The sequence below is a fragment of the Streptomyces sp. NPDC046308 genome (genome assembly GCF_055588065.1).
The window spans coordinates 383,423-401,778 of the sequence record NZ_JBVJFB010000008.1; the positions used below are offsets into that span (position 1 = coordinate 383,423).

Here is an 18,356-nt window from a genome sequence, read left to right on the forward strand (position 1 = left end):
CGAGGTCGGGGTCGAGGACGCGGCCCTACGAGGAGGGCGGTGACGGCAGCAGCATCATCGCCGCCGCGGCCGCGCCGATCAGGCCCGCGTGGGTGCCCAGGCTCGCCGGGACCACCTGGAGCTCCTTGACGAAGGAGAGCGTGGCGTAGGCCGCGAGGTGGCTGCGGATCGGGGCGAAGAGGATGTCGCCGGAGGCGGCGACCCCGCCGCCGATCACGGCGACGTCCGTTTCGACGAGGGTCGCGGTGGCGGCGATGGCGGCGGCCAGCGCACGGCCCGCGCGGTCGAAGGCGGCCAGGGCGATCGGGTCGCCCGCGGCGGCGGCCGCGGCCACGCCGGCGGCCGAGGCGTCGCGCGCGCTCCCCGCGCTCCCCGCACCGTTCGCGCGGTTCGCGAGGTCCGACGCGCTCCCGCCCTCCGCTCGGATCCCGCCGTTCACGGCCCCGGCCGGGGTCCAGCCCTGCTCCCGGGCCCAGCGGGCGATCGCCGTGCCGGAGGCGATCGACTCGACGCAGCCACGGCTGCCGCAGACGCACGGCTCGCCGTCGAAGGCCACGCTCATGTGGCCGATGTGCCCCGCGTTGCCCGTGGGGCCGGGGTGCAGCTGGTTGTTCAGGATGAGCCCGCCGCCCACTCCGGTGGAGACCACCATGCAGAGCGCGTTCGCGTGGCCCCGGGCCGCGCCCAGCCAGTGCTCGGCGGCGGTCATCGCCACGCCGTCCCCGGCCAGTACGGTCGGCAGCTCGGCCCCGCGCGCCGCGAGCTCCGCCGCGACCCGGGCCTGGACCGGGAACTGGCGCCACGCCCCGATGTTCACCGGGCTGACCGTGCCTCGGGAGGTGTCCACCGGGCCGGCGCTGCCGATGCCGCAGCGGACGGCCGAGGCCCACAGCGGGGAGGCGGACAGGTCGGCGACGACCTCGGCCACCGCCGCCATCACGCCCTCCGCGTCCACTCCGCGCGGGGTCGCCCGGCGGGTGGTGGCGGTCATCGTGCCGTCGGGGTGCACCAGCGCGCCGGCGATCTTCGTACCGCCGATGTCGATCGCCACCGTGAGACCGGCGGCCGCCGCGGCGGCGCGCGGTGCGGGGAAAGGGGCGGTGGGGGTGATCACGGTGGCGGCTCCAGGAAGGGTTCAGGATTCAGTATGCGCCGGGGGCGGCGCCGTGCTCTCGCGAGGCTCCAGTCGCGGCCGCTCGCTGATCCGGACCCCGGGCGAGCCGCCCGCGAGGACGGCGAGGAGTTCCTCGGCGGCGAGCCGGCCGAAGCCGGCGGTGTCGCGGACGAGGGCGGTGAGCCGCGGGTGGGTGACCCGGCAGAGCGCGGAGTCGTCCCAGGCCACGATGGAGAGCCGGCGCGGGACGGGGATGCCCAGCTCGGCGGCGACCGCGCTCCCGGCGACGGCCATCACGTCGTTGTCGTAGACGAGCGCGGTGGGCGGCCGGGGCTCGGCGAGGACCCGGCGGGTGGCGGCGGCGCCCTCGGCGTCGGAGTAGTCGGTGACCACCGAGCGCACCCGGTCCGGTCCGAGCCCGCGGCGCGCCGCCTCCGTCCGCAGGGAGTCCATCCGGCGGACCGTGTGGGCGAGGCCGGGGAGGCCCGCGATGTGGACGATCCGTCGGTGGCCCAGCCCGTGGAGGTGGTCCAACACCTGGGCCATGGCTCCGGCGTCGTCGGCCCGGACCGAGGACACCACCGCGGGCACGGGGACGGCCGGGACCGCCGGCTCCCGCGCCGGCTCCGGCTCGCCGATGGTGACCGCGGGCAGGCCCAGCTGCCCGAGGAGCGACGGGCGCGGGTCCCGCGTGCGCGGGTCGACGACGAGGACCCCGTCGACCCGCCGCTCGGCCCACCAGCGCCGGTATACCGCGCATTCGGCGTCGATGTCCTCGACGACCTGGAACAGCAGGGCCGTCCGGGCGGCGGAGAGGACCTCCTGGATGCCGGAGACGAGCTGGAGGAAGAACGACTCGACGCCGAGCGTGTGCGCGGGCCGGGCGAGGACCAGCCCGACGGCGCCGGACCGTTCGCCGGAGAGGGCGCGGGCGGCGCTGTTGGGCTGCCAGCCGAGTTCCTCGGCGACGCGGCGGATCCGGGCCCGGGTGTCCTGCGAGACGCCGGGCCGGTCGTTGAGCGCGAACGACACGGCGCTCTCCGACACCCCGGCCTGCCGAGCGATGTCCTTGATCGTGGGTCTGCGGGCCATGGCCTGCCTCATTCGTCCTTCGGGTGCGTCACGCGTGGCGGAATACGGACGGCAATGGCCGGACCGTACGCGATCCCGCCCTGGCAGGCGGCCCTGATGGCGAACCCGTACTCCCGGGGAGGGATGCCCAGCCGCGGCCGGAGAGCGGGACGCGTGCGTACCCGCCGGGGGCCGTGGCCATCGCAGTGGTGACCGCCGTGACCGAGAAACCGCTTCTCATTTCCACGCGCCACCCTGGGGCATGTCGCAGCTAAACCGCATTAGTTCCGCCAGCTTCCAGCGAGAAGAACCCTTGTGTCAACTGGACTGAAGCGCATAAGTAGCCGCGCAACAGGCCCTGTTGACTTTCCCCATCGGCACCGGCAGGTTGTGGCCCACCCGGTGAATTCCCCCGAACTCCAGGACGCCCCGTGCACGATCACGCGCTCCGCTTCGGCGCCAACTACACGCCGGCCCGCGGCTGGTTCCACCACTGGCTGGACTTCGACCTCGACGAGGTCAGGGCCGACCTCGACTCGATCGCCGCGCTCGGGCTGGACCACGTCCGCGTCTTCCCGCTGTGGCCGGTCTTCCAGCCGAACCGGACGCTGATCCGGCCACGGGCCGTGGAGCAGCTCGTCGCGCTCGCCGACGCGGCCGCCGACCGCGGGCTCGACGTCAACGTGGACGGGTTGCAGGGCCACTTGTCGAGCTTCGACTTCCTGCCCGCCTGGACGCGGACCTGGCACCGGGGCAACCTCTTCACCGACCCGGACGTGGTCGCCGGGCAGCAGGAGTACCTGCGCACGCTGGCCGCCGCGCTCGCCGATCGGCCGAACTTCCTGGGCATGACCGTGGGCAACGAGATCAACCAGTTCTCCGACGCCCCGCACCCCGACCCCGACCGCATCACGCGGGACCAGGCCGCCCGCTGGCTGGAGCGGATGCTCGCCGCCTGCGAACGGGGCGCGCCCGGACGGCAGCACGTGCACGCCGAGTACGACGCCGCCTGGTACCGGGACGGGCACCCCTTCACCCCGGCCCAGGCGGCCCGGCTGGGCGCCGCCACCGCCGTGCACTCCTGGGTGTTCAACGGCACCGCGCAGCGCCACGGCGGACGCGGGACGGCGACCGAGCACCACGCCGCGTACCTCGTCGAGCTCTCCAAGGCCTGGGCCCTGGACCCGCACCGCCCGGTGTGGCTCCAGGAGGTGGGCGCCCCGGCGCCGCTGATCCGGCCGGAGCACGCGGCGCGGTTCACCGAGGCCACCGTCACGAACGCGCTGGACTGCCCGGACCTGTGGGGCGTGACTTGGTGGTGCTCGCACGACGTGTCCCGCGAGCTCGCGGACTTCCCCGAGCTGGAGTACGGGCTCGGCCTGCTCACCAACGACCGCCGGACCAAACCGGCCGGCGCCGCCGTGGCCCGCATCGCCCGGGAGTGGCGGGGCCGGACGCACCGCCCGCCGGTGCGCTCGACCGCGCTCGCCGTGGACGTCGGCGGGGAGCACGAGGCCCCCGGCCGGTCCGTGTGCGCCCCGGGCGGCACGTTCTTCGAAGCGTGGGCCGCGCTGACGGCCCGGGGGGTGCGCCCCGCGGTGGTCCTGGCGGAGCGCGCCGAGGACCCGGCCCACCTGTCGGCGCGCGGCATCACCGAGGTGCTGCGCGTGCACGACGTGACCTGACCGATCGATCCGATCCCTCGTGAGGAGCCCCGCATGGCCCGCACTGACGAGACCGACGAGACCGACGAGACCGGCACGCCCGACGAGAACCGCGAAGCCGACGTGCCGCGCGTGACCGCCAGCGGCGTCGCAGGTCGTACCCCGGCCGCCCCCTCACGGCCGACCCGGCGCGCGGTGCTGGCCGCCGGGGCCGGGGCCGCGGCCCTGCTGGGCGCGGCGGGCGGGGCCCCGTACGCGTCCGCCGCGCCGGCGCCGGCGTCCGCCGCGGCGACCCCGGCCGACCTGGCCCCGTACGCCTCGTACTGGTTCCCGGACTCCCTCCCGGCGGGCAGCCCCGGCCCCGGGATCGTGTGGCGCTCGCTCCTGCGGTGGAGCCCGGAGAGTGATCCCGACCTGGCTTACAACACCGCGACCGTGCCCCTGGCGCAGCGGTTCACCCCGGTGCCCGCGCACCGGGACGCCCGGGCCGGCCAGGCCCGGATCTCCTCCCTCGTCTCCTTCGGGCCCACCGCCGGCAACCCCTCCCAGGGCTCCGCGACCGCGGACTACTACGCGCTCACGCACTGGGCGTACATCGACGAGCTGGTCTTCTGGGGCGGCTCAGCCGGCGAGGGCATCGTGCTCGCCCCGAACGCCCCGGTGGTCGACGCCGCCCACCGCAACGGGGTCCGGGTGCTGGGCAACGTGTTCCTGCCTCCCGTCGCCTACGGCGGCGATCTCCAGTGGACCCGCGACCTGGTGCGGCGGGACGGCGCCGGCCGCTTCCCGCTCGCGGACAAGCTCGTCGAGGTGGCACGGACGTACGGCTTCGACGGCTGGTTCGTGAACGCCGAGACGGACGGCGGCGACAGCGCGCTCGCGGCGCGGATGCGGGAGTTCCTGCGTGCCCTGCGTGCTGCGGGCGCGCCGTACGGGCTGCGCATCACCTGGTACGACGCCATGAACGCCACCGGTCGGGTGGGCTGGCAGGGCGCCCTCAACCAGCTCAACCAGGAGTTCTTCGAGGACCGGGCCGGGAGGGTCGCGGACACGGTGTTCGTGGACTTCCGCTGGACCGCGCAGACCCTGGCCGCGTCGGGGGCGCTCGCCGAGCGGCTGGGCCGTTCCCGCCACGAGCTGTGGGCGGCCGTGGACACGGAGTCCCGCGGCTGGGACTCCGCCGTCCCGTGGGACGCGATCGTCCCGCGCGACCGCGAGCACGTCGTCAGCTACGGCTTCTACCGGCCCGAGTGGACCCGCAACCACCTCGCCGACCGCTCCCCCGGCGCGTTCCACCTCGCCGACGACCGGTTCTGGACGGGCGAGTCCCTGGACCCCGCCCGGCCCACACCCGAGTCGGGGTCCGGGTCCGGCTGGCGGGCCCCGGCCACGGCCGTCGCCGACCGGTCCACGGTCACCGGGCTCCCCTTCGCCTGCTCCTTCAACACCGGGCACGGGCTGCGCTGGTACGAGAACGGCACGGCCGTCTCCGACACGCCCTGGAACCACCTCGGGCTCCAGGACCGGCTCCCGGGCCGCCGCTGGGTGGTGGACACCGCCGGCGAACGCCCCTGCGTCACCCTGGACTTCGCGGACGCCTGGCGCGGCGGCTCCAGCCTGCTGGTCACGGGCGCCCTGACCGCTCCGGCGGTCGTCGGGCTGCACTCCACGCGGCTGCCGCTGACCCGCGCGAGCGTCCTGGAGCTGGTGCACGCCGGCGGGTCGGGGCCGGTGGCGGTGGAGGTCGGCGTGGCCACCCGCGAGCCCGCTGCCCCCGGCGAACCGGTCCCGTACACCTGGCTGCCCGCCGGGAGCACGGACCGCGGGCGGGGCTGGCGCACGGCGCGGGCCGGACTGGGACCGCTGGCGGGGAGGACCGCGTACGGCCTGGCGGTACGGCTCACCGCGCTCGACACGGTGCCGGTGGTGTGGCGGCTCGGCGCCCTGTCGGTCCACGACGCCCCCCGCGCCCGGCGGCCGGCCCCGCCCACCGCGCTGCGGGTCGACGCCTCGGCCCGGCAGGACGGCAGGGCCCGGCTCCGTCTGTCCTGGCGCGCGGCGGGTGGAGGGGAGCCCCGGCCGCGCCACTACGAGGTGTCGCGCGTCCGGCCCGACGGCACCCGCCGCTTCCTCGGCGGCACCTGCGGCACCGCCCTCTACCTCCCGGCCGTCCCGCGCGCCGGACGGGAGCGCGCGGCCGCCTTCGAGGTCCGGGCCGTGGACGAGCTGTACGCGGCCTCGACCCCCGCCCGCACCACCCTCTCCTGGTAGCGGCTCAGGAGCCGTGGGGACCGGTGCGCGGCACGGACACGGTCACCCGCAGCCCGTGCGGCGGGTTCGTCCCGTACGAGAGGGACCCGCCGCCCGCGGCGAGCAGCGCGCGGGAGATCGACAGGCCGAGCCCGGAGCCCTTGATGTTCTGGTGGCGGCCGCTGCGCCAGAAGCGGTCGCCGACGCGGAGCAGCTCCTCCTCGGTGAGGCCGGGTCCGCGGTCGGCGACGACCACGCGGGCCACGCGCCCCTCGGCGGCGACCGACACCTCGACCTCCTCACCCTCGGGGGTGAACTTGAGGGCGTTGTCGATGACGGCGTCGAGCGCGCTGGACAGGGCGATGGGGTCGGCCCAGCCGGTGACGGCGGAGCGGCCCGTCTCGGTGAGCCGTACGCCCTTCTCCTCGGCGTACGGGCGCCATGCGGCGACCCGCTCCGCGGCCAGTGCCCCGATGTCGGTGAGGCTGATCTCGGCGGAGGCGTGCTCGGCCAGCGCCAGGTCCAGGAGGTCGTCCAGCACCTGCGTCAGGCGTTTGCCCTCGGTGCGTACGGAGGCGATCTCCTCGTTCCCCTCGGGCAGTTCGAGGGCGAGCAGCTCGATCCGCAGGAGCAGTGCCGCGAGCGGGTTGCGCAGCTGGTGGGAGGCGTCGGCGACGAACGCCCGCTGCTGCTCCAGTACCTCTTCGACGTTGTCGGCCATCTCGTTGAACGAACGGGCCAGGCGTTGGAGTTCCGGGGGGCCGCCCGCGGCCGCGACACGCGAGTTCATGCGGCCGGTGGCGATGCCGTGGGCGGCCGCGTCCAGGGTCTGCACGGGCTTGAGCACCCAGCTGGTGAGCCGCAGGGCGGCCGCGAAGGCGACCAGCATGGCGGCGGCGAGGCCGGCTGCGATGAGCAGCCAGCCCTGCAGGATCCGCCCGCGCATCAGGTCGGTCGGCGAGTCGGTGGCGACGACCGCGACCACGTCGCCGTCGAGGACGACGGGGGAGACGACCAGCAGTCGGCCGTGGGTCTGCCAGGGCCACACCTGCGGCGGGTCGTGGCTGCGCCGGCCGGCGAGGGCCTCCTCGAAGGCACGGCGGCCCTCGCCGGATTCGGGGAGCTGCCACCAGCTGGGCGAGCGGGCCATGTCGTTGTCGTCGCGGTAGAAGATGCCGACGCGGATGCCGTACAGCTCCTGGTAGCGGGCGAGTTCGAGCTGGAGGGTCTCGCGGCGGGCGTCGGCGCCGGTGGATCCGGAGCCCTGGGCGTCGATGACGAGCTGGGCGAGGGCGGCGAACCGGGCGCTGTCGTCGATGCGGTCGACGACCACCCGCTGCTGCTGTCCGGCGGCGAGGCTCACCGCGAGCGGGAAGCCCAGCGCGAGCAGCGTGCCCGCCATCAGGATGACGAGCAGCGGGAGCAATCGGGCGCGCACGGCAGAAGACCCCTAGGGGGCGGACGGGGCGGTCGGGGCGGTCGGCGTGACGAGCCGGTAGCCCACCCCGCGGACGGTTTCGATGAGGGCGGGCATGCGCAGCTTGGAGCGCAGCGAGGCGACGTGGACCTCCAGGGTGCGCCCGGTCCCCTCCCAGCTGGTGCGCCAGACCTCGCTGATGATCTGTTCGCGGCGGAAGACGACACCGGGCCGCTGCGCGAGCAGGGCCAGCAGGTCGAACTCCTTGCGGGTGAGCGGTACGTCGGCGCCGTCCACGCTGACCCGGCGGTTGGGCAGCTCGATGCTGACGGGACCGAGCCGGACCGTGGCGGGCGTACCGGTCCCGGTGGCCGCGGCCTCCTCGGAGGCGCCGGTGCGGCGGGCGACGGCGTGGATGCGGGCGAGGAGCTCGCCGGTGTCGTAGGGCTTGACGACGTAGTCGTCGGCGCCCATGTTCAGCCCGTGGATGCGGGAGCGTACGTCGGCGCGCGCGGTCACCATGATGACGGGGGTGGCGGTGCGCTTGCGGATCTTGCCGCACACCTCGTACCCGTCCTGGTCGGGCAGCCCTAGGTCGAGCAGGATCACTCCGAAGGGAGAGGCGCCGGGCAGGGCGCCGGCGGGCAGCAGCGCCTGCAGGGCCTCCTCGCCGCTGCGGGCGTGGGTGACCTGGAAGCCGTGCCGGGCGAGGATCGCGGACAGGGCGGCGGCGACGTGATCGTCGTCCTCGACGAGCAGCAGTCTCATGTCGTCCCCCTCTCCTTCTTCTCACTCGCGGGCTTTCCCGGGCATGGTCACACGGATGGCCGCAAGGTGGCCATCATGCATACACGCCGATGCGGAGTCCCACGTCAAGAGGGTTCCGGCACGGCGCGCCTTCCGTTACCCACCCGGTACGCGGCGCATTCGGGCCGCGCCCGGGGCCGCGCACGGAGCGTATCCGGGGGAAGCCGGATCGTTATCCTCAATTCTCCCTCAGATGTGATGACGTTGTGGACGTGACGTCACTACTGTCCTCCCAACCGAGGAGGACGGAGCAAGAAGCCGATGAGCGGAGTATCAGTGACCAAGGACGTGCAGGACGCGGCCGGTGCCGCGGACGACCTGGTCGTACTGAGCAACGTCAACAAGCACTTCGGCGCGCTGCACGTGCTTCAGGACATCGATCTGAGCATTGCCCGCGGTGAGGTAGTCGTCGTGATCGGTCCCTCGGGATCGGGCAAGTCCACGCTGTGCCGGACGATCAACCGGCTGGAGACCATCGACTCGGGCACCATCACGCTCGACGGCAGGGAACTGCCCTCGGAGGGCAAGGAGCTGGCCCGGCTGCGCGCCGACGTCGGCATGGTCTTCCAGTCGTTCAATCTCTTCGCGCACAAGACGGTGCTGGAGAACGTCATGCTGGGCCAGGTCAAGGTCCGCAAGACGGACGCGGCCGCGGCGCGCGAGAAGGCGGTGGCCCTGCTGGACCGGGTGGGCGTCGGCTCGCAGGCCGACAAGTACCCGGCGCAGCTCTCCGGCGGCCAGCAGCAGCGCGTGGCGATCGCCCGGGCGCTGGCCATGGAGCCGAAGGTCATGCTGTTCGACGAGCCGACCTCGGCCCTCGACCCGGAGATGATCAACGAGGTGCTGGAGGTCATGCAGCAGCTCGCCCGTGAGGGGATGACCATGGTGGTCGTCACGCACGAGATGGGCTTCGCCCGCTCCGCGGCCAATCGGGTCGTCTTCATGGCCGACGGCAAGATCGTCGAAGAGGCCACCCCCGAGCAGTTCTTCAGCAACCCGCGCAGTGACCGCGCCAAGGACTTCCTGTCGAAGATCCTGCACCACTGAGGTTCTCGTCTGGTAGTCATCCGTATGCGGATCGCCGCCGGATCGGTTCCTGTCGGCCGCGCGTACGCCGTAAGCGTCGCTCGTCGTTCAACAACGTCTCATCCGAGGGAAGTTCACCATGAAGATCTCCAAGGCCGCTGCGGCCGCGGCCGTCGCCGTAGCCCTTTCCCTGACCGCGACCGCCTGTGGCGGCAGCGAGAAGGACGCCGCCAGTGACGGCGGCGCGTCCGGTGGCGCGAAGGACAAGATCGTCGTCGGCATCAAGTACGACCAGCCCGGCCTGGGCCTGAAGACCCCGGACGGCAAGTTCACGGGCTTCGACGTCGACGTCGCCACGTACGTGGCCAAGGAGCTCGGCTACGAGCCGAACCAGATCGAGTTCAAGCAGGCCCCCAGCGCCGAGCGCGAGAACCTGATCTCGAACGGCGACGTGAAGTTCGTCGTCGCGACCTACTCGATCAACGACAAGCGCAAGGAGAAGGTCGACTTCGCCGGCCCGTACTTCCTCGCGCACCAGGACCTGCTGGTCCGCGCCGACGACACGAGCATCACCAAGGTCGAGGACCTGAACAAGAAGAAGCTCTGCTCGGTCACCGGCTCCACCTCGGCGCAGAACATCAAGAAGACCCTGGCCCCCGAGGCGGACCTGCTCGAGCAGGGTGGCTACTCCGAGTGCCTGACCGGCCTGGAGAACAAGGCCGTCGACGCGCTGACCACGGACAACTCGATCCTGGCCGGTTACGCCGCGCAGGAGAAGAACAAGGGCAAGTTCAAGCTCGTCGGCCTGAGCATGAGCAACGAGAACTACGGCATCGGTCTGAAGAAGGGCGACAAGGAGCTCCAGACCAAGATCAACGCCGCGCTCAAGAAGATGGTCGAGGACGGCAGCTGGCAGAAGGCCGTGGACAAGAACCTCGGTCCGGCCAACTACAAGAACGAGCCTGCCCCGCAGATCACCGAAGGCAGCTGATTCATCGGTGAGGAGCGTCGCCGCCCGCCTGCCGCGGGCGGCGGCGCACCTCACCGGCCATCCTGGGGAGAGCGCAGGGCATCGTGTTCGATTTTCTTGATTCCGGGCAGTACGACGTGCTCGGAGCCTTCTGGGTGACGGTTCAGCTCACCCTCTACTCGGCGGCCGGGTCACTGATCTGGGGCACCGTCCTGGCCGGAATGCGGGTCAGCCCGGTCCCGCTGCTGCGGGGCTTCGGCACCGCGTACGTCAACCTGGTGCGCAACACCCCGCTGACGCTGCTGATCATCGGCTGCTCGCTGGGACTCAACCAGACGCTCGGCATCGCCCTGGGCGGCGAAACGTTCAAGGAGACCGGCTTCCGGCTCGCCGTCCTCGGACTGATCGCCTACACCGGCACCTTCGTCTGCGAGGCCCTGCGCTCCGGCATCAACACCGTGCCCGTCGGCCAGGCCGAGGCGGCCCGCGCACTGGGGCTGAGCTTCTTCCAGGTGCTCACCCTGATCGTGCTCCCCCAGGCCTTCCGGGCGGTCATCGCACCGCTCGCCAACGTACTGATCGCGCTCACCAAGAACACCACGGTGGCGGCGGCCATCGGCGTGGCCGAGGCGGCCCTGCTGATGAAGGAAATGCTCGAGAACGAGGCGCAGGCGACCTTCGCGGTCTTCGCGGTCTTCGCCCTCGGTTTCGTCCTGCTGACCCTGCCCACCGGCCTTCTGCTGGGCTGGGTCGCCAAGCGAGTGGCGGTGAAGCGATGACCTCCGTGCTGTACGACGCCCCGGGCCCCAGGGCCAAGGCGCGCAACTGGATCTACAGCGGCATCTTCGTCGTGCTGTTCGGGCTCGTCCTGTGGTGGGCGCTGTCCCTCATGGGCGAGAAGGGCCAGCTCGACGCCGACAAGTGGTCCCCCTTCGTCACCGACAGCCGGGTCTGGACCACGTACCTGCTCCCGGGCCTGATGGAAACCCTCAAGGCCGGCGCGCTCGCCATGGCGATCGCCCTCCCGCTCGGCGCGGTGCTGGGCATCGGCCGGCTGTCCGACCACGCCTGGGTGCGGGCGGCGGTCGGTGCGTGGGTGGAGTTCTTCCGCGCCATCCCGGTGCTGATGCTGATGCTGTTCGGCAACGCGCTGATGGCGCCGCGGTTCCTGGACGTCCCGTCCGACACCCGGCCCTTCTGGGCCGTGGTCACGGGCCTGGTCCTCTACAACTCGGCCGTCATCGCCGAGATCGTCCGGGCCGGCGTGCTCTCCCTGCCCCGCGGCCAGACCGACGCGGCCAAGGCGATCGGCATGCGCAAGGGTCAGACCATGACCTACGTGCTGATCCCGCAGGCCGTCACGGCGATGCTGCCGGCCCTGGTCAGCCAGCTCGTGGTGATCCTCAAGGACACCGCGATCGGCGGCGCCCTGCTCGGCTTCGCGGAACTGCTCTCCGCGAACCGGCAGATCTCGGCCAACTACAGCAACACCATCGCGACCCTCGTCGTGATCGCCCTGATCTACATCGCGGTGAACTTCGCCCTCACCACCTTCGCCTCCTGGACGGAGGCCCGGCTGAGGAAGTCGCAGAAGGGCACCGGCGCCGTGCTCGGCGCGGAGGAGATCGACGACGCGGTCCCCGGCGCCAACACGGCGGCCGGAGCCTGACGCCGGGTCCCCCTTCGGACGACCCCCCGGTCTGACATACGGTCAGCCGGATTGCGTAGCCTGTGTGGTGCGGCGGAGCTCATCCGCCGCACCACACTGCGTTGTCCCGACGGGGGGCACTTGACGCAGGCACCTCCAGTGGGTTGCATACGTTCTGTGATCACATACCGGACATCGGGAGCCACATCATGGACCCGGTGATCGTCGTCGGCGCGGGGCCCGTCGGGCTGTCCCTGTCCCTCGCCCTGGCCGGCCAGGGCGTGCCCTCCGTCGTACTCGACGAAGGGCCCGGCAAGGAGGAACCACGCCCGGCCCGTACGGTCGTCCTGCACGCCGACACGGCGGCCATGGCGCACCGGCTGGGCTGTACGACGCTGCGCGACGAGGGGGCGTACTTCGCCGCCTGGCGCACCATGCGGCGCGGCCGCGACACCCAGCGGATCACCTTCGAGGACCACCCGGCGCCCCTGCACGTGCCGCAGCACGCGCTGGCCCGCGGGCTGCGCGACGCCGCCGCGGCGCACCCGCTGGTCCAGCTGGTCGCCGAGAGCCGTCTGGACGCCCTGGAACAGGACGGCCGCGGCGTCACCGCCCACACCCGAGGCGCCGAGACCACCTGGTGGCGCGGGAGCTACCTGGTCGGCTGCGACGGCGCCCGCTCCACCGTGCGCAAGCTGCTCGGCATCCGCTTCCCCGGCCGGACCGCCGTGGAGCGGCACGCCGTGGCGGCGCTGCGCACCGAACTCCCCTGGCCGGGCGAGGCCTTGCTGCACCGCAGCGCGCCGCGCGAGGTCACCTCCCGGCCCCTGGCCGACGGGGTGTGGCGGCTGGACTGGCTGCTGCCCGCCCGCGGGGAGCTGGTGACTCCCGACACGCTGGTGACCCTGATCCGGGACACCCTCGCGGTGTGGTGCGGCGGCAGCACTCCCCCCTACGACCTCATCGACACCGGGGTCCACACCCTGCACCACCGCCTCGCCCGACGCTGGCGCGACGGCCGCGCCTTCCTCGCCGGCGACGCCGCGCACCTGCTGGGCGCCCTCGGCACCCAGGGGGTCGAGGAGGGGCTTCGGGACGCCGAGAACCTCGCGTGGAAGCTGTCCCTGGCCTGGCACCAAGGAGCCTCCGAGGCCCTGCTCGACAGCTACGAGGGCGAGCGGCGCACCGCGGTCGCCTCCCGGCTGCGCGCCGCCGACCAGGCGATCCCGACGCTGCGGTCAGGAGGCGGGCTGCGCACCTACCTGCCCGGAGCTGCGCGCTCCGCCGAATCCCTCCTCACCGACGGCCACCTCGGGCGCGGGCCGCTGGGCGCGGAGCCGACGTACGCCCCTCCGGTCGCCGTACGCGAGGTTCCGACGGCCACGGAACCGGGCGGTCCGGTGGCGAACGTCCCGGTGACCGCGCCCGACGGTTCGACGGTGCCGCTGCGGGACCTGCTGGGGCAGGGGCGGCTGCTGGTGGTCCTGGTCGCCCCGGGCACCGGGGTCTGGGACCGGCGCCACTGGCTCGGCGCCGGGCTGATGCCCCGCCTCGCCGCGGCGGTGAGCGCCCTCCCCGTCCGTACCGACCTGCTGGTCGCGGACTCCTACCCGGGGGCACCGGCCCACACCGTGCTGCTCGTACGGCCCGACGGGCACCTGGCGGCGACCTTCGCGGGGGTCCGCCCGGCGGAGCTGTACGAGGCGGCGGACACGGTCCGGGCGGGCGCGCCCGCGTCCCGGCTGCCCGCCCGCTCGACGACACCGACCGTGGTGATCGATTGACCGCTCTCCCGGAGTCGTGGTTCACTCGCCGAATGACCGGCAACGACGTACGCCTGTGGCGGAGGGTCCATATGGACCTGCTCCGCTATGCGGGCTGCGTGTGTCGCCCTTCCTGTTGATTCGCCCTTCCCTCCGCGCGCCCCGTGCCGTCCACCGGCCTGCGCGCATCTCCGCGAACCCAGGAACGGTCCCCCTTCATGTCTGCACCCGCGTCCACCGCACGCCCGTACGTCCCTGAGCCGGCGTCGGCCGGGGGCCCCACGGCCGCCGAACTCCTCGACTTCGCCCTGCGCACGGCGGCCGACCCCGCCGTGGTGGCCTCACTGCCGCTCGATCCCGAGGGCCGCACCTGGATCCGGCTGGACGGGCCGGGCGGCAGCGAGGCCTGGCTGATCGGCTGGCCGCCGGGCACCGGCACCGGGTGGCACGACCACGCCGACTCGCGGGGCGCGTTCGCCACCGCCCGGGGCCGGCTCACCGAACATTCGCTGGCCGTACGCCTGCCCTCGGAGGGCTGGCGCTCGCTGGAGCTGGCCCCCGACGTCGACCGCAGCCGCACGCTGGACGCGGGCACCGGGCGGGCCTTCCTGGAGCACCACGTGCACGAGGTCCTCAACGAGTCCCCGACCGAGCACGCGGTCTCGGTGCACGCGTACTACCCGCCGCTCCCGCTGATCCGCCGCTACAGCCGCAGCGGGCCCGTGCTCCACCTGGAGCACGTCGAGAGCCCGGCGGACTGGCAGTGAGCGCCCCCGTCGGCATCGACGAGCTGCTGGAACAGGTGCGCGCGGGCTACACCCGCGTCGGCCCGGAGGAGGCGTACGCCGCCTCACGCGCCGGCGCGCTGCTGGTGGACATCCGCTACCAGGCCCTGCGCGAGCGCGACGGCCTGATCCCCGGGGCGCTGGTGGTCGAACGCAACGAACTGGAATGGCGCCTGGACCCGCGCGGCAGCCACCGCGCCCCCGAGGCCACCGGTCACGACCTCCAGGTGGTGGTGATCTGCAACGAGGGCTACGCCTCCAGCCTCGCCGCGGCCTCCCTCCACACCCTGGGCCTCCACCGCGCGACCGACCTGACCGGCGGCTTCCAGGCCTGGAAATCAGCCGGCCTCCCGGTCACCCCCGCCTGACCCCCTCCCGCCCCGCCCTTCCAGCCCCGCCGGCGTTTGAGGCGCGGGGTCCGGGGCGGAGCCCCGATCCTCAGCCCCGCCGGCGTTTGAGGCGCGGGGTCCGGGGCGGAGCCCCGATCCTCAGCCCCGCCGGCGTTTGAGGCGCGGGGGCTCGGGGGCGGAGCCCCCTGGGGGTCCCCCCGGACGGAGTCTGGGGGAGGCGCCGCACCGGCGGGGCTCCGGCGGGGCTCCGCGGCGGGTTAGCCCTTGGCCGTGGCCACGTCCACCGGAGCCACCCTCAACGCCACCCTCCCCGGGAGGGAAGTCGCCGCGAGGGCCAACAGCCCCGCCACCCCCACCACCCCCGCGTACGCGACCGGCAGGACCGCCGGCGCCGCCACCCCCGTCATGCCCACGCTGAACGCGGTCAGTACGGCCAGCGCGATCCCCGACCCCAGCACCACCCCGATCAGGACCACCGCCAGCGCCTCCGCCCGGAGCATCCGCAGCACCTGGCGCCGCTTCGCCCCGGCCAGCCGCAGCATCGCGAACTCCCGGAAGCGTTCGGCGGTCGACATCGCGAGCGTGTTCACCACCGCGATCGCGGTGAAGGCCAGGACGAGCCCCATCGCCAGCAGGTTGATCTCCGCTCCGGCGTCCTGCCGCCGCGCCAACGCCTCGTGCGCTTCCGCCGCGGACAGCACCCGCACCCCGGGGAACTCCCGTACCGCCGCGGCCAGCCGCTCCCGCCCGGCCTCCGACCCCGGGCCCGCCCCCGCCCCCGGCCCCGCCGCCACCAGGACACTGCTCGCCAGCGGATTGTCCGCGTGCGCGGCCACCAGCCCGTGCGGCAACGTCAGATCTCCGAAGCCCAGCCCCCGTGCGTACACGGCCGAGACCGTCAGCGTCACCGGGGTCCCGTCCCCCAGCGTCAGGCTCAGCGGGCTCCCGGGCTTCAGCCCGAGCTGGTCGGCGGCGAGTTCGCTCACCGCCGCCGTACGGTCCCCGAACCCGTCCAGGCTGCCGGCCGTGACCCGGGGGTCCCAGGTCCGGGTCAGCCCGGCCGGGGTCACGCCCTGCGCGGCGTACTTCGCCAGCCCCACCCGTACCGACGTGTGCACGATCTCGGTGGCCGCCGTGACGCCCGGCGTCCGCCGGATCCGCTCTGCGGCCTCGCGCGTGATGCCGGGACCCTGCGCGGCCAGCACCCAGTCGGCCCGGATCCCGTCTCGGGCCTGCGCGCGGGCTGCGTTCCCGAGCGTCGGGGTGACGAAGAGGACGGTGCAGGTCATGCCGACCAGCAGGGCGAGCGGGGTGACGGCGGAGGCCATCCGGGTGGCGTTCCCGCGCAGGTTGGCGGTGGCCAGGTGGCCGCCCGGGCCGGTCAGCCGCAGCGGTCCGGCGAGCAGCGCGCCGGCGCCCCGTACGAGCAGCGGTCCGAGCAGCGAGACCGCTCCGGCCAGCACCACCACGGCCAGGAAGGTGACGGGGGTCGACGCGGGCTCGGTGCGCAGCGAGCCCAGTACGACGACCAGCACTGCCCCGCCGGCCAGCAGCAGCACGCCGAGCACGCTGCGGATCCAGCCGGGCCGGCCCCGCTCGACGGCGGCTTCGGCGAGCGCCTCGGCCGGGCGGATCCGGGCGATCCGCCGCCCGGTGATCCGCGCGGCGGCCCAGGCGCCGAGCAGGCTGGCCCCGACGGCCGCGCACATCGGGAAGATGCCGGCGGTGCGCTCCAGGGTGACGGGGACGACCGCGGCGTCGACGAACCGGCCGTGCAGCCAGGCCGCGAGCGGCTGCCCGGCGAGCGCGCCGGTGATACCGGCGGCCAGGCCGACGAGCAGCGCCTCCCGCCCGATCATCCGCCGCAGCTGTGCGGGGGTGGCGGCGACGGCCCGCAGCAGGGCGAGTTCGCGGTGGCGCTGCTGGACGGAGAGCGCGAAGGTGCCGACGACGACGAGGATCGCGACGAGCAGTGAGGTGCCGCCCATCGCGCCGCCCAGGGAGACCAGCTTGGTGCGGGCACCGGCGGCATCCAGGAATTCCACCGGTCCGCGCTCGTCCCCCGTGCTGACCTGCGCCGTGGTGCCCTTCAGCGCCTGTGCGACGCGGCCGGCGAGTTCACGGGCGTCGACGCCCGGCGCGGGCAGCACCCCGATGGCGCCGACCTGCCCGTCGCGGGCGGCGAGCCGGCGGGCCTCGTCGTCGCTGAAGAAGAGCGCGCTCTGCCGGGCGAGGTCGCCGCGGGGGGTGGTCGCGATGCCGCTGACCTGGTACGTCCTGGGCTCGCCGGTGGACTGGACGGTGAGCTCGGAACCGGGCTTCAGCCCCGTGCGGGCGGCCAGCGCGCGGTCGACGACGACCTCGCCGCCGCTCCGGGGCGCCCGGCCGTCGGCGATCGTGAAGGGGGTCAGCGCGGCCGAGGTCCAGGCGTGTCCGTACGAGGGCTTCGGCTCGCCGGAGGCCTTGACCAGCGGGACGGCCTGGAACGTGAGCTCGGGCACGGCCCGCTCGACGCCGGGCACGGCACGGACCGCGTCCACGGTGGTGTCGGGGAGCCAGGCCCGCTCGGCGACGGGCTTGGCCTTGTGCTTGGCCTTGGCCTTCTTCCCCTCGCCCTTCTCTTTGACCGTGGTCTCGTGGACGTTCTGGTCGGCGGAGACGAGGACCGGCGCGGACGCGTAGCGCTCGGTGCCGATCCTTCCGCGGAGTCCCGTTTCCAGGAGGGTTCCGCAGGCGGTGACGAGGGCGGCCGCGCACACGAGTGCGATGAAGGCGCCCAGGAAGCCGGCCTTGCGGTCCCTGAGGGTCTGAAGGGCGTAACGCAGCATCATGCCGTCAACTCTGCTGGCGGGCACGGCTCCTGACACTGGCGTACCCCGGCATCCGCACCCGGGGGCTACCCCCACCCCGGGCCCGGCGGTTCACTGCCCCGGGTACCCGAGCTCGTCGGCGTCCTCGCCCTCCGCCTCCAGCGCGCGGCGGACCACCCGCAGGGCCATGCCCTCCGGGTATCCCTTGCGGGCGAGCATCCCGGCGAGGCGCCGGATCCGCTTGTCGCGGTCCAGGCCCCGGGTGGCGCGGAGCTTGCGCTCCACGAGCTCCCGGGCGGTCTCCTCCTCCTGCTCGGAGTCGAGCAGTTCCAGGGCCTCCTCCACGAGAGTGGCGTGCACCCCCTTGGTCCGGAGCTCCTGGGCGAGCGCCCGGCGGGCCAGGCCCCGGCCGCGGTGCCGGGACTCGACCCACGCTCCGGCGAAGGCGGCGTCGTCGATCAGGCCCACCTCCTCGTACCGGGAGAGGACCTGCTGCGACACCTCCTCCGGGATGCCCCGCTTGTGCAGGGCGTCCGCGAGCTGGCGCCGGGTGCGCGGGCTCCCCGTGAGCAGGCGCAGGCAGATCGCCCGCGCCTGCTCCTCGGGGCTCTGGGGCGGCAGTTCCTGACGGTCCTCACGACCGCGCCTGCTCCTGCCGCCCCCTTCCTGCTCCCGCACGGG

16 protein-coding genes are annotated in these 18,356 nt (G+C 73.8%); 10 read left to right on the forward strand and 6 right to left on the reverse strand.

What is annotated here, in order from left to right:
* Positions 1-25: 25 nt before the first annotated feature.
* Together ACZ6JT_RS29580 and ACZ6JT_RS29585 are read right to left on the reverse strand one after the other, a co-directional pair.
* Positions 26-1,114 carry an ROK family protein gene (locus tag ACZ6JT_RS29580; RefSeq protein WP_469214358.1) on the reverse strand — a complete coding sequence of 363 codons (1,089 nt, stop codon included), beginning with the start codon at positions 1,112-1,114 and terminating at the stop codon, positions 26-28.
* Between the two features lie 21 nt (positions 1,115-1,135).
* Complete coding sequence (locus tag ACZ6JT_RS29585; protein ID WP_469214360.1) at positions 1,136-2,206, reverse strand: LacI family DNA-binding transcriptional regulator; 1,071 nt, start codon at positions 2,204-2,206, stop codon at positions 1,136-1,138.
* Between the two features lie 410 nt (positions 2,207-2,616).
* Here ACZ6JT_RS29585 and ACZ6JT_RS29590 point away from each other — a divergent pair, with 410 nt between their 5' ends.
* Both ACZ6JT_RS29590 and ACZ6JT_RS29595 read left to right on the forward strand, forming a co-directional pair.
* Entirely contained in the window at positions 2,617-3,870 is a 1,254-nt protein-coding gene (locus ACZ6JT_RS29590; RefSeq protein ID WP_469214362.1) for a glycoside hydrolase 5 family protein, read from the forward strand.
* Positions 3,871-3,903: 33 nt separating this feature from the next.
* Positions 3,904-6,120, forward strand: a complete 2,217-nt coding sequence (locus tag ACZ6JT_RS29595) for an endo-beta-N-acetylglucosaminidase (RefSeq protein ID WP_469214364.1) — start codon at positions 3,904-3,906, stop codon at positions 6,118-6,120.
* A 4-nt stretch (positions 6,121-6,124) separates the two neighbouring features.
* Here the strand turns inward: ACZ6JT_RS29595 and ACZ6JT_RS29600 are convergent, their stop codons facing one another.
* Positions 6,125-7,537, reverse strand: a complete 1,413-nt coding sequence (locus ACZ6JT_RS29600) for a sensor histidine kinase (RefSeq protein WP_469214366.1) — start codon at positions 7,535-7,537, stop codon at positions 6,125-6,127.
* 12 nt (positions 7,538-7,549) lie between these two features.
* On the reverse strand, positions 7,550-8,284 hold the full coding sequence (locus tag ACZ6JT_RS29605; RefSeq protein WP_469214368.1) for a response regulator transcription factor: 735 nt from the start codon (positions 8,282-8,284) through the stop codon (positions 7,550-7,552).
* Between the two features lie 300 nt (positions 8,285-8,584).
* On the opposite strand from ACZ6JT_RS29605, the gene ACZ6JT_RS29610 reads away from it, so the two are divergent.
* The 8 genes from ACZ6JT_RS29610 to ACZ6JT_RS29645 all read left to right on the forward strand — a co-directional run bounded on the left by ACZ6JT_RS29610 (position 8,585) and on the right by ACZ6JT_RS29645 (position 14,883).
* Positions 8,585-9,370: an amino acid ABC transporter ATP-binding protein gene (locus tag ACZ6JT_RS29610; RefSeq protein WP_469214369.1), complete on the forward strand. Its 786-nt coding sequence runs from the start codon at positions 8,585-8,587 to the stop codon at positions 9,368-9,370.
* A gap of 118 nt (positions 9,371-9,488) precedes the next feature.
* Positions 9,489-10,340, forward strand: coding sequence for a glutamate ABC transporter substrate-binding protein (locus ACZ6JT_RS29615; RefSeq protein ID WP_469214370.1), 852 nt, complete (start codon positions 9,489-9,491; stop codon positions 10,338-10,340).
* An 83-nt stretch (positions 10,341-10,423) separates the two neighbouring features.
* Complete coding sequence (locus tag ACZ6JT_RS29620; RefSeq protein WP_469214373.1) at positions 10,424-11,098, forward strand: amino acid ABC transporter permease; 675 nt, start codon at positions 10,424-10,426, stop codon at positions 11,096-11,098.
* Positions 11,095-11,988: an amino acid ABC transporter permease gene (locus ACZ6JT_RS29625; protein ID WP_469214375.1), complete on the forward strand. Its 894-nt coding sequence runs from the start codon at positions 11,095-11,097 to the stop codon at positions 11,986-11,988. Before ACZ6JT_RS29620 ends, ACZ6JT_RS29625 begins: the two co-directional genes overlap by 4 nt.
* Positions 11,989-12,176: 188 nt before the next feature.
* Positions 12,177-13,751: an FAD-dependent monooxygenase gene (locus ACZ6JT_RS29630; protein ID WP_469214377.1), complete on the forward strand. Its 1,575-nt coding sequence runs from the start codon at positions 12,177-12,179 to the stop codon at positions 13,749-13,751.
* A gap of 32 nt (positions 13,752-13,783) precedes the next feature.
* A complete protein-coding gene (locus tag ACZ6JT_RS29635) occupies positions 13,784-13,870 on the forward strand; it encodes a putative leader peptide (RefSeq protein ID WP_311318651.1) in 87 nt (28 codons plus the stop codon).
* 78 nt (positions 13,871-13,948) lie between these two features.
* Positions 13,949-14,497 (forward strand): cupin domain-containing protein, encoded by a 549-nt coding sequence (locus ACZ6JT_RS29640; RefSeq protein WP_376617997.1) that lies wholly within the window; start codon positions 13,949-13,951, stop codon positions 14,495-14,497.
* A complete protein-coding gene (locus ACZ6JT_RS29645) occupies positions 14,494-14,883 on the forward strand; it encodes a rhodanese-like domain-containing protein (protein ID WP_376617999.1) in 390 nt (129 codons plus the stop codon). Before ACZ6JT_RS29640 ends, ACZ6JT_RS29645 begins: the two co-directional genes overlap by 4 nt.
* 239 nt (positions 14,884-15,122) lie before the next feature.
* Here ACZ6JT_RS29645 and ACZ6JT_RS29650 read toward each other — a convergent pair whose 3' ends face one another.
* Together ACZ6JT_RS29650 and recX are read right to left on the reverse strand one after the other, a co-directional pair.
* A complete protein-coding gene (locus ACZ6JT_RS29650; protein WP_469214379.1) occupies positions 15,123-17,696 on the reverse strand; it encodes an FtsX-like permease family protein in 2,574 nt (857 codons plus the stop codon).
* Positions 17,697-17,786: 90 nt separating this feature from the next.
* Positions 17,787-18,353 carry a recombination regulator RecX gene (recX, locus tag ACZ6JT_RS29655; protein ID WP_469214381.1) on the reverse strand — a complete coding sequence of 189 codons (567 nt, stop codon included), beginning with the start codon at positions 18,351-18,353 and terminating at the stop codon, positions 17,787-17,789.
* Between the last annotated feature and the right edge of the window lie 3 nt (positions 18,354-18,356).

What these genes read in the sequence shown, in the direction of transcription:
- ACZ6JT_RS29635 (WP_311318651.1), top strand. Translation starts at nt 13,784, where the DNA reads ATGACCGGCAACGACGTACGCCTGTGGCGGAGGGTCCATATGGACCTG.
- ACZ6JT_RS29595 (WP_469214364.1), top strand. Translation starts at nt 3,904, where the DNA reads ATGGCCCGCACTGACGAGACCGACGAGACCGACGAGACCGGCACGCCC.
- ACZ6JT_RS29625 (WP_469214375.1), top strand. Translation starts at nt 11,095, where the DNA reads ATGACCTCCGTGCTGTACGACGCCCCGGGCCCCAGGGCCAAGGCGCGC.
- ACZ6JT_RS29650 (WP_469214379.1), bottom strand. Translation starts at nt 17,696, where the DNA reads ATGATGCTGCGTTACGCCCTTCAGACCCTCAGGGACCGCAAGGCCGGC.
- ACZ6JT_RS29585 (WP_469214360.1), bottom strand. Translation starts at nt 2,206, where the DNA reads ATGGCCCGCAGACCCACGATCAAGGACATCGCTCGGCAGGCCGGGGTG.
- ACZ6JT_RS29640 (WP_376617997.1), top strand. Translation starts at nt 13,949, where the DNA reads ATGTCTGCACCCGCGTCCACCGCACGCCCGTACGTCCCTGAGCCGGCG.
- ACZ6JT_RS29610 (WP_469214369.1), top strand. Translation starts at nt 8,585, where the DNA reads ATGAGCGGAGTATCAGTGACCAAGGACGTGCAGGACGCGGCCGGTGCC.
- ACZ6JT_RS29630 (WP_469214377.1), top strand. Translation starts at nt 12,177, where the DNA reads ATGGACCCGGTGATCGTCGTCGGCGCGGGGCCCGTCGGGCTGTCCCTG.
- ACZ6JT_RS29615 (WP_469214370.1), top strand. Translation starts at nt 9,489, where the DNA reads ATGAAGATCTCCAAGGCCGCTGCGGCCGCGGCCGTCGCCGTAGCCCTT.
- ACZ6JT_RS29605 (WP_469214368.1), bottom strand. Translation starts at nt 8,284, where the DNA reads ATGAGACTGCTGCTCGTCGAGGACGACGATCACGTCGCCGCCGCCCTG.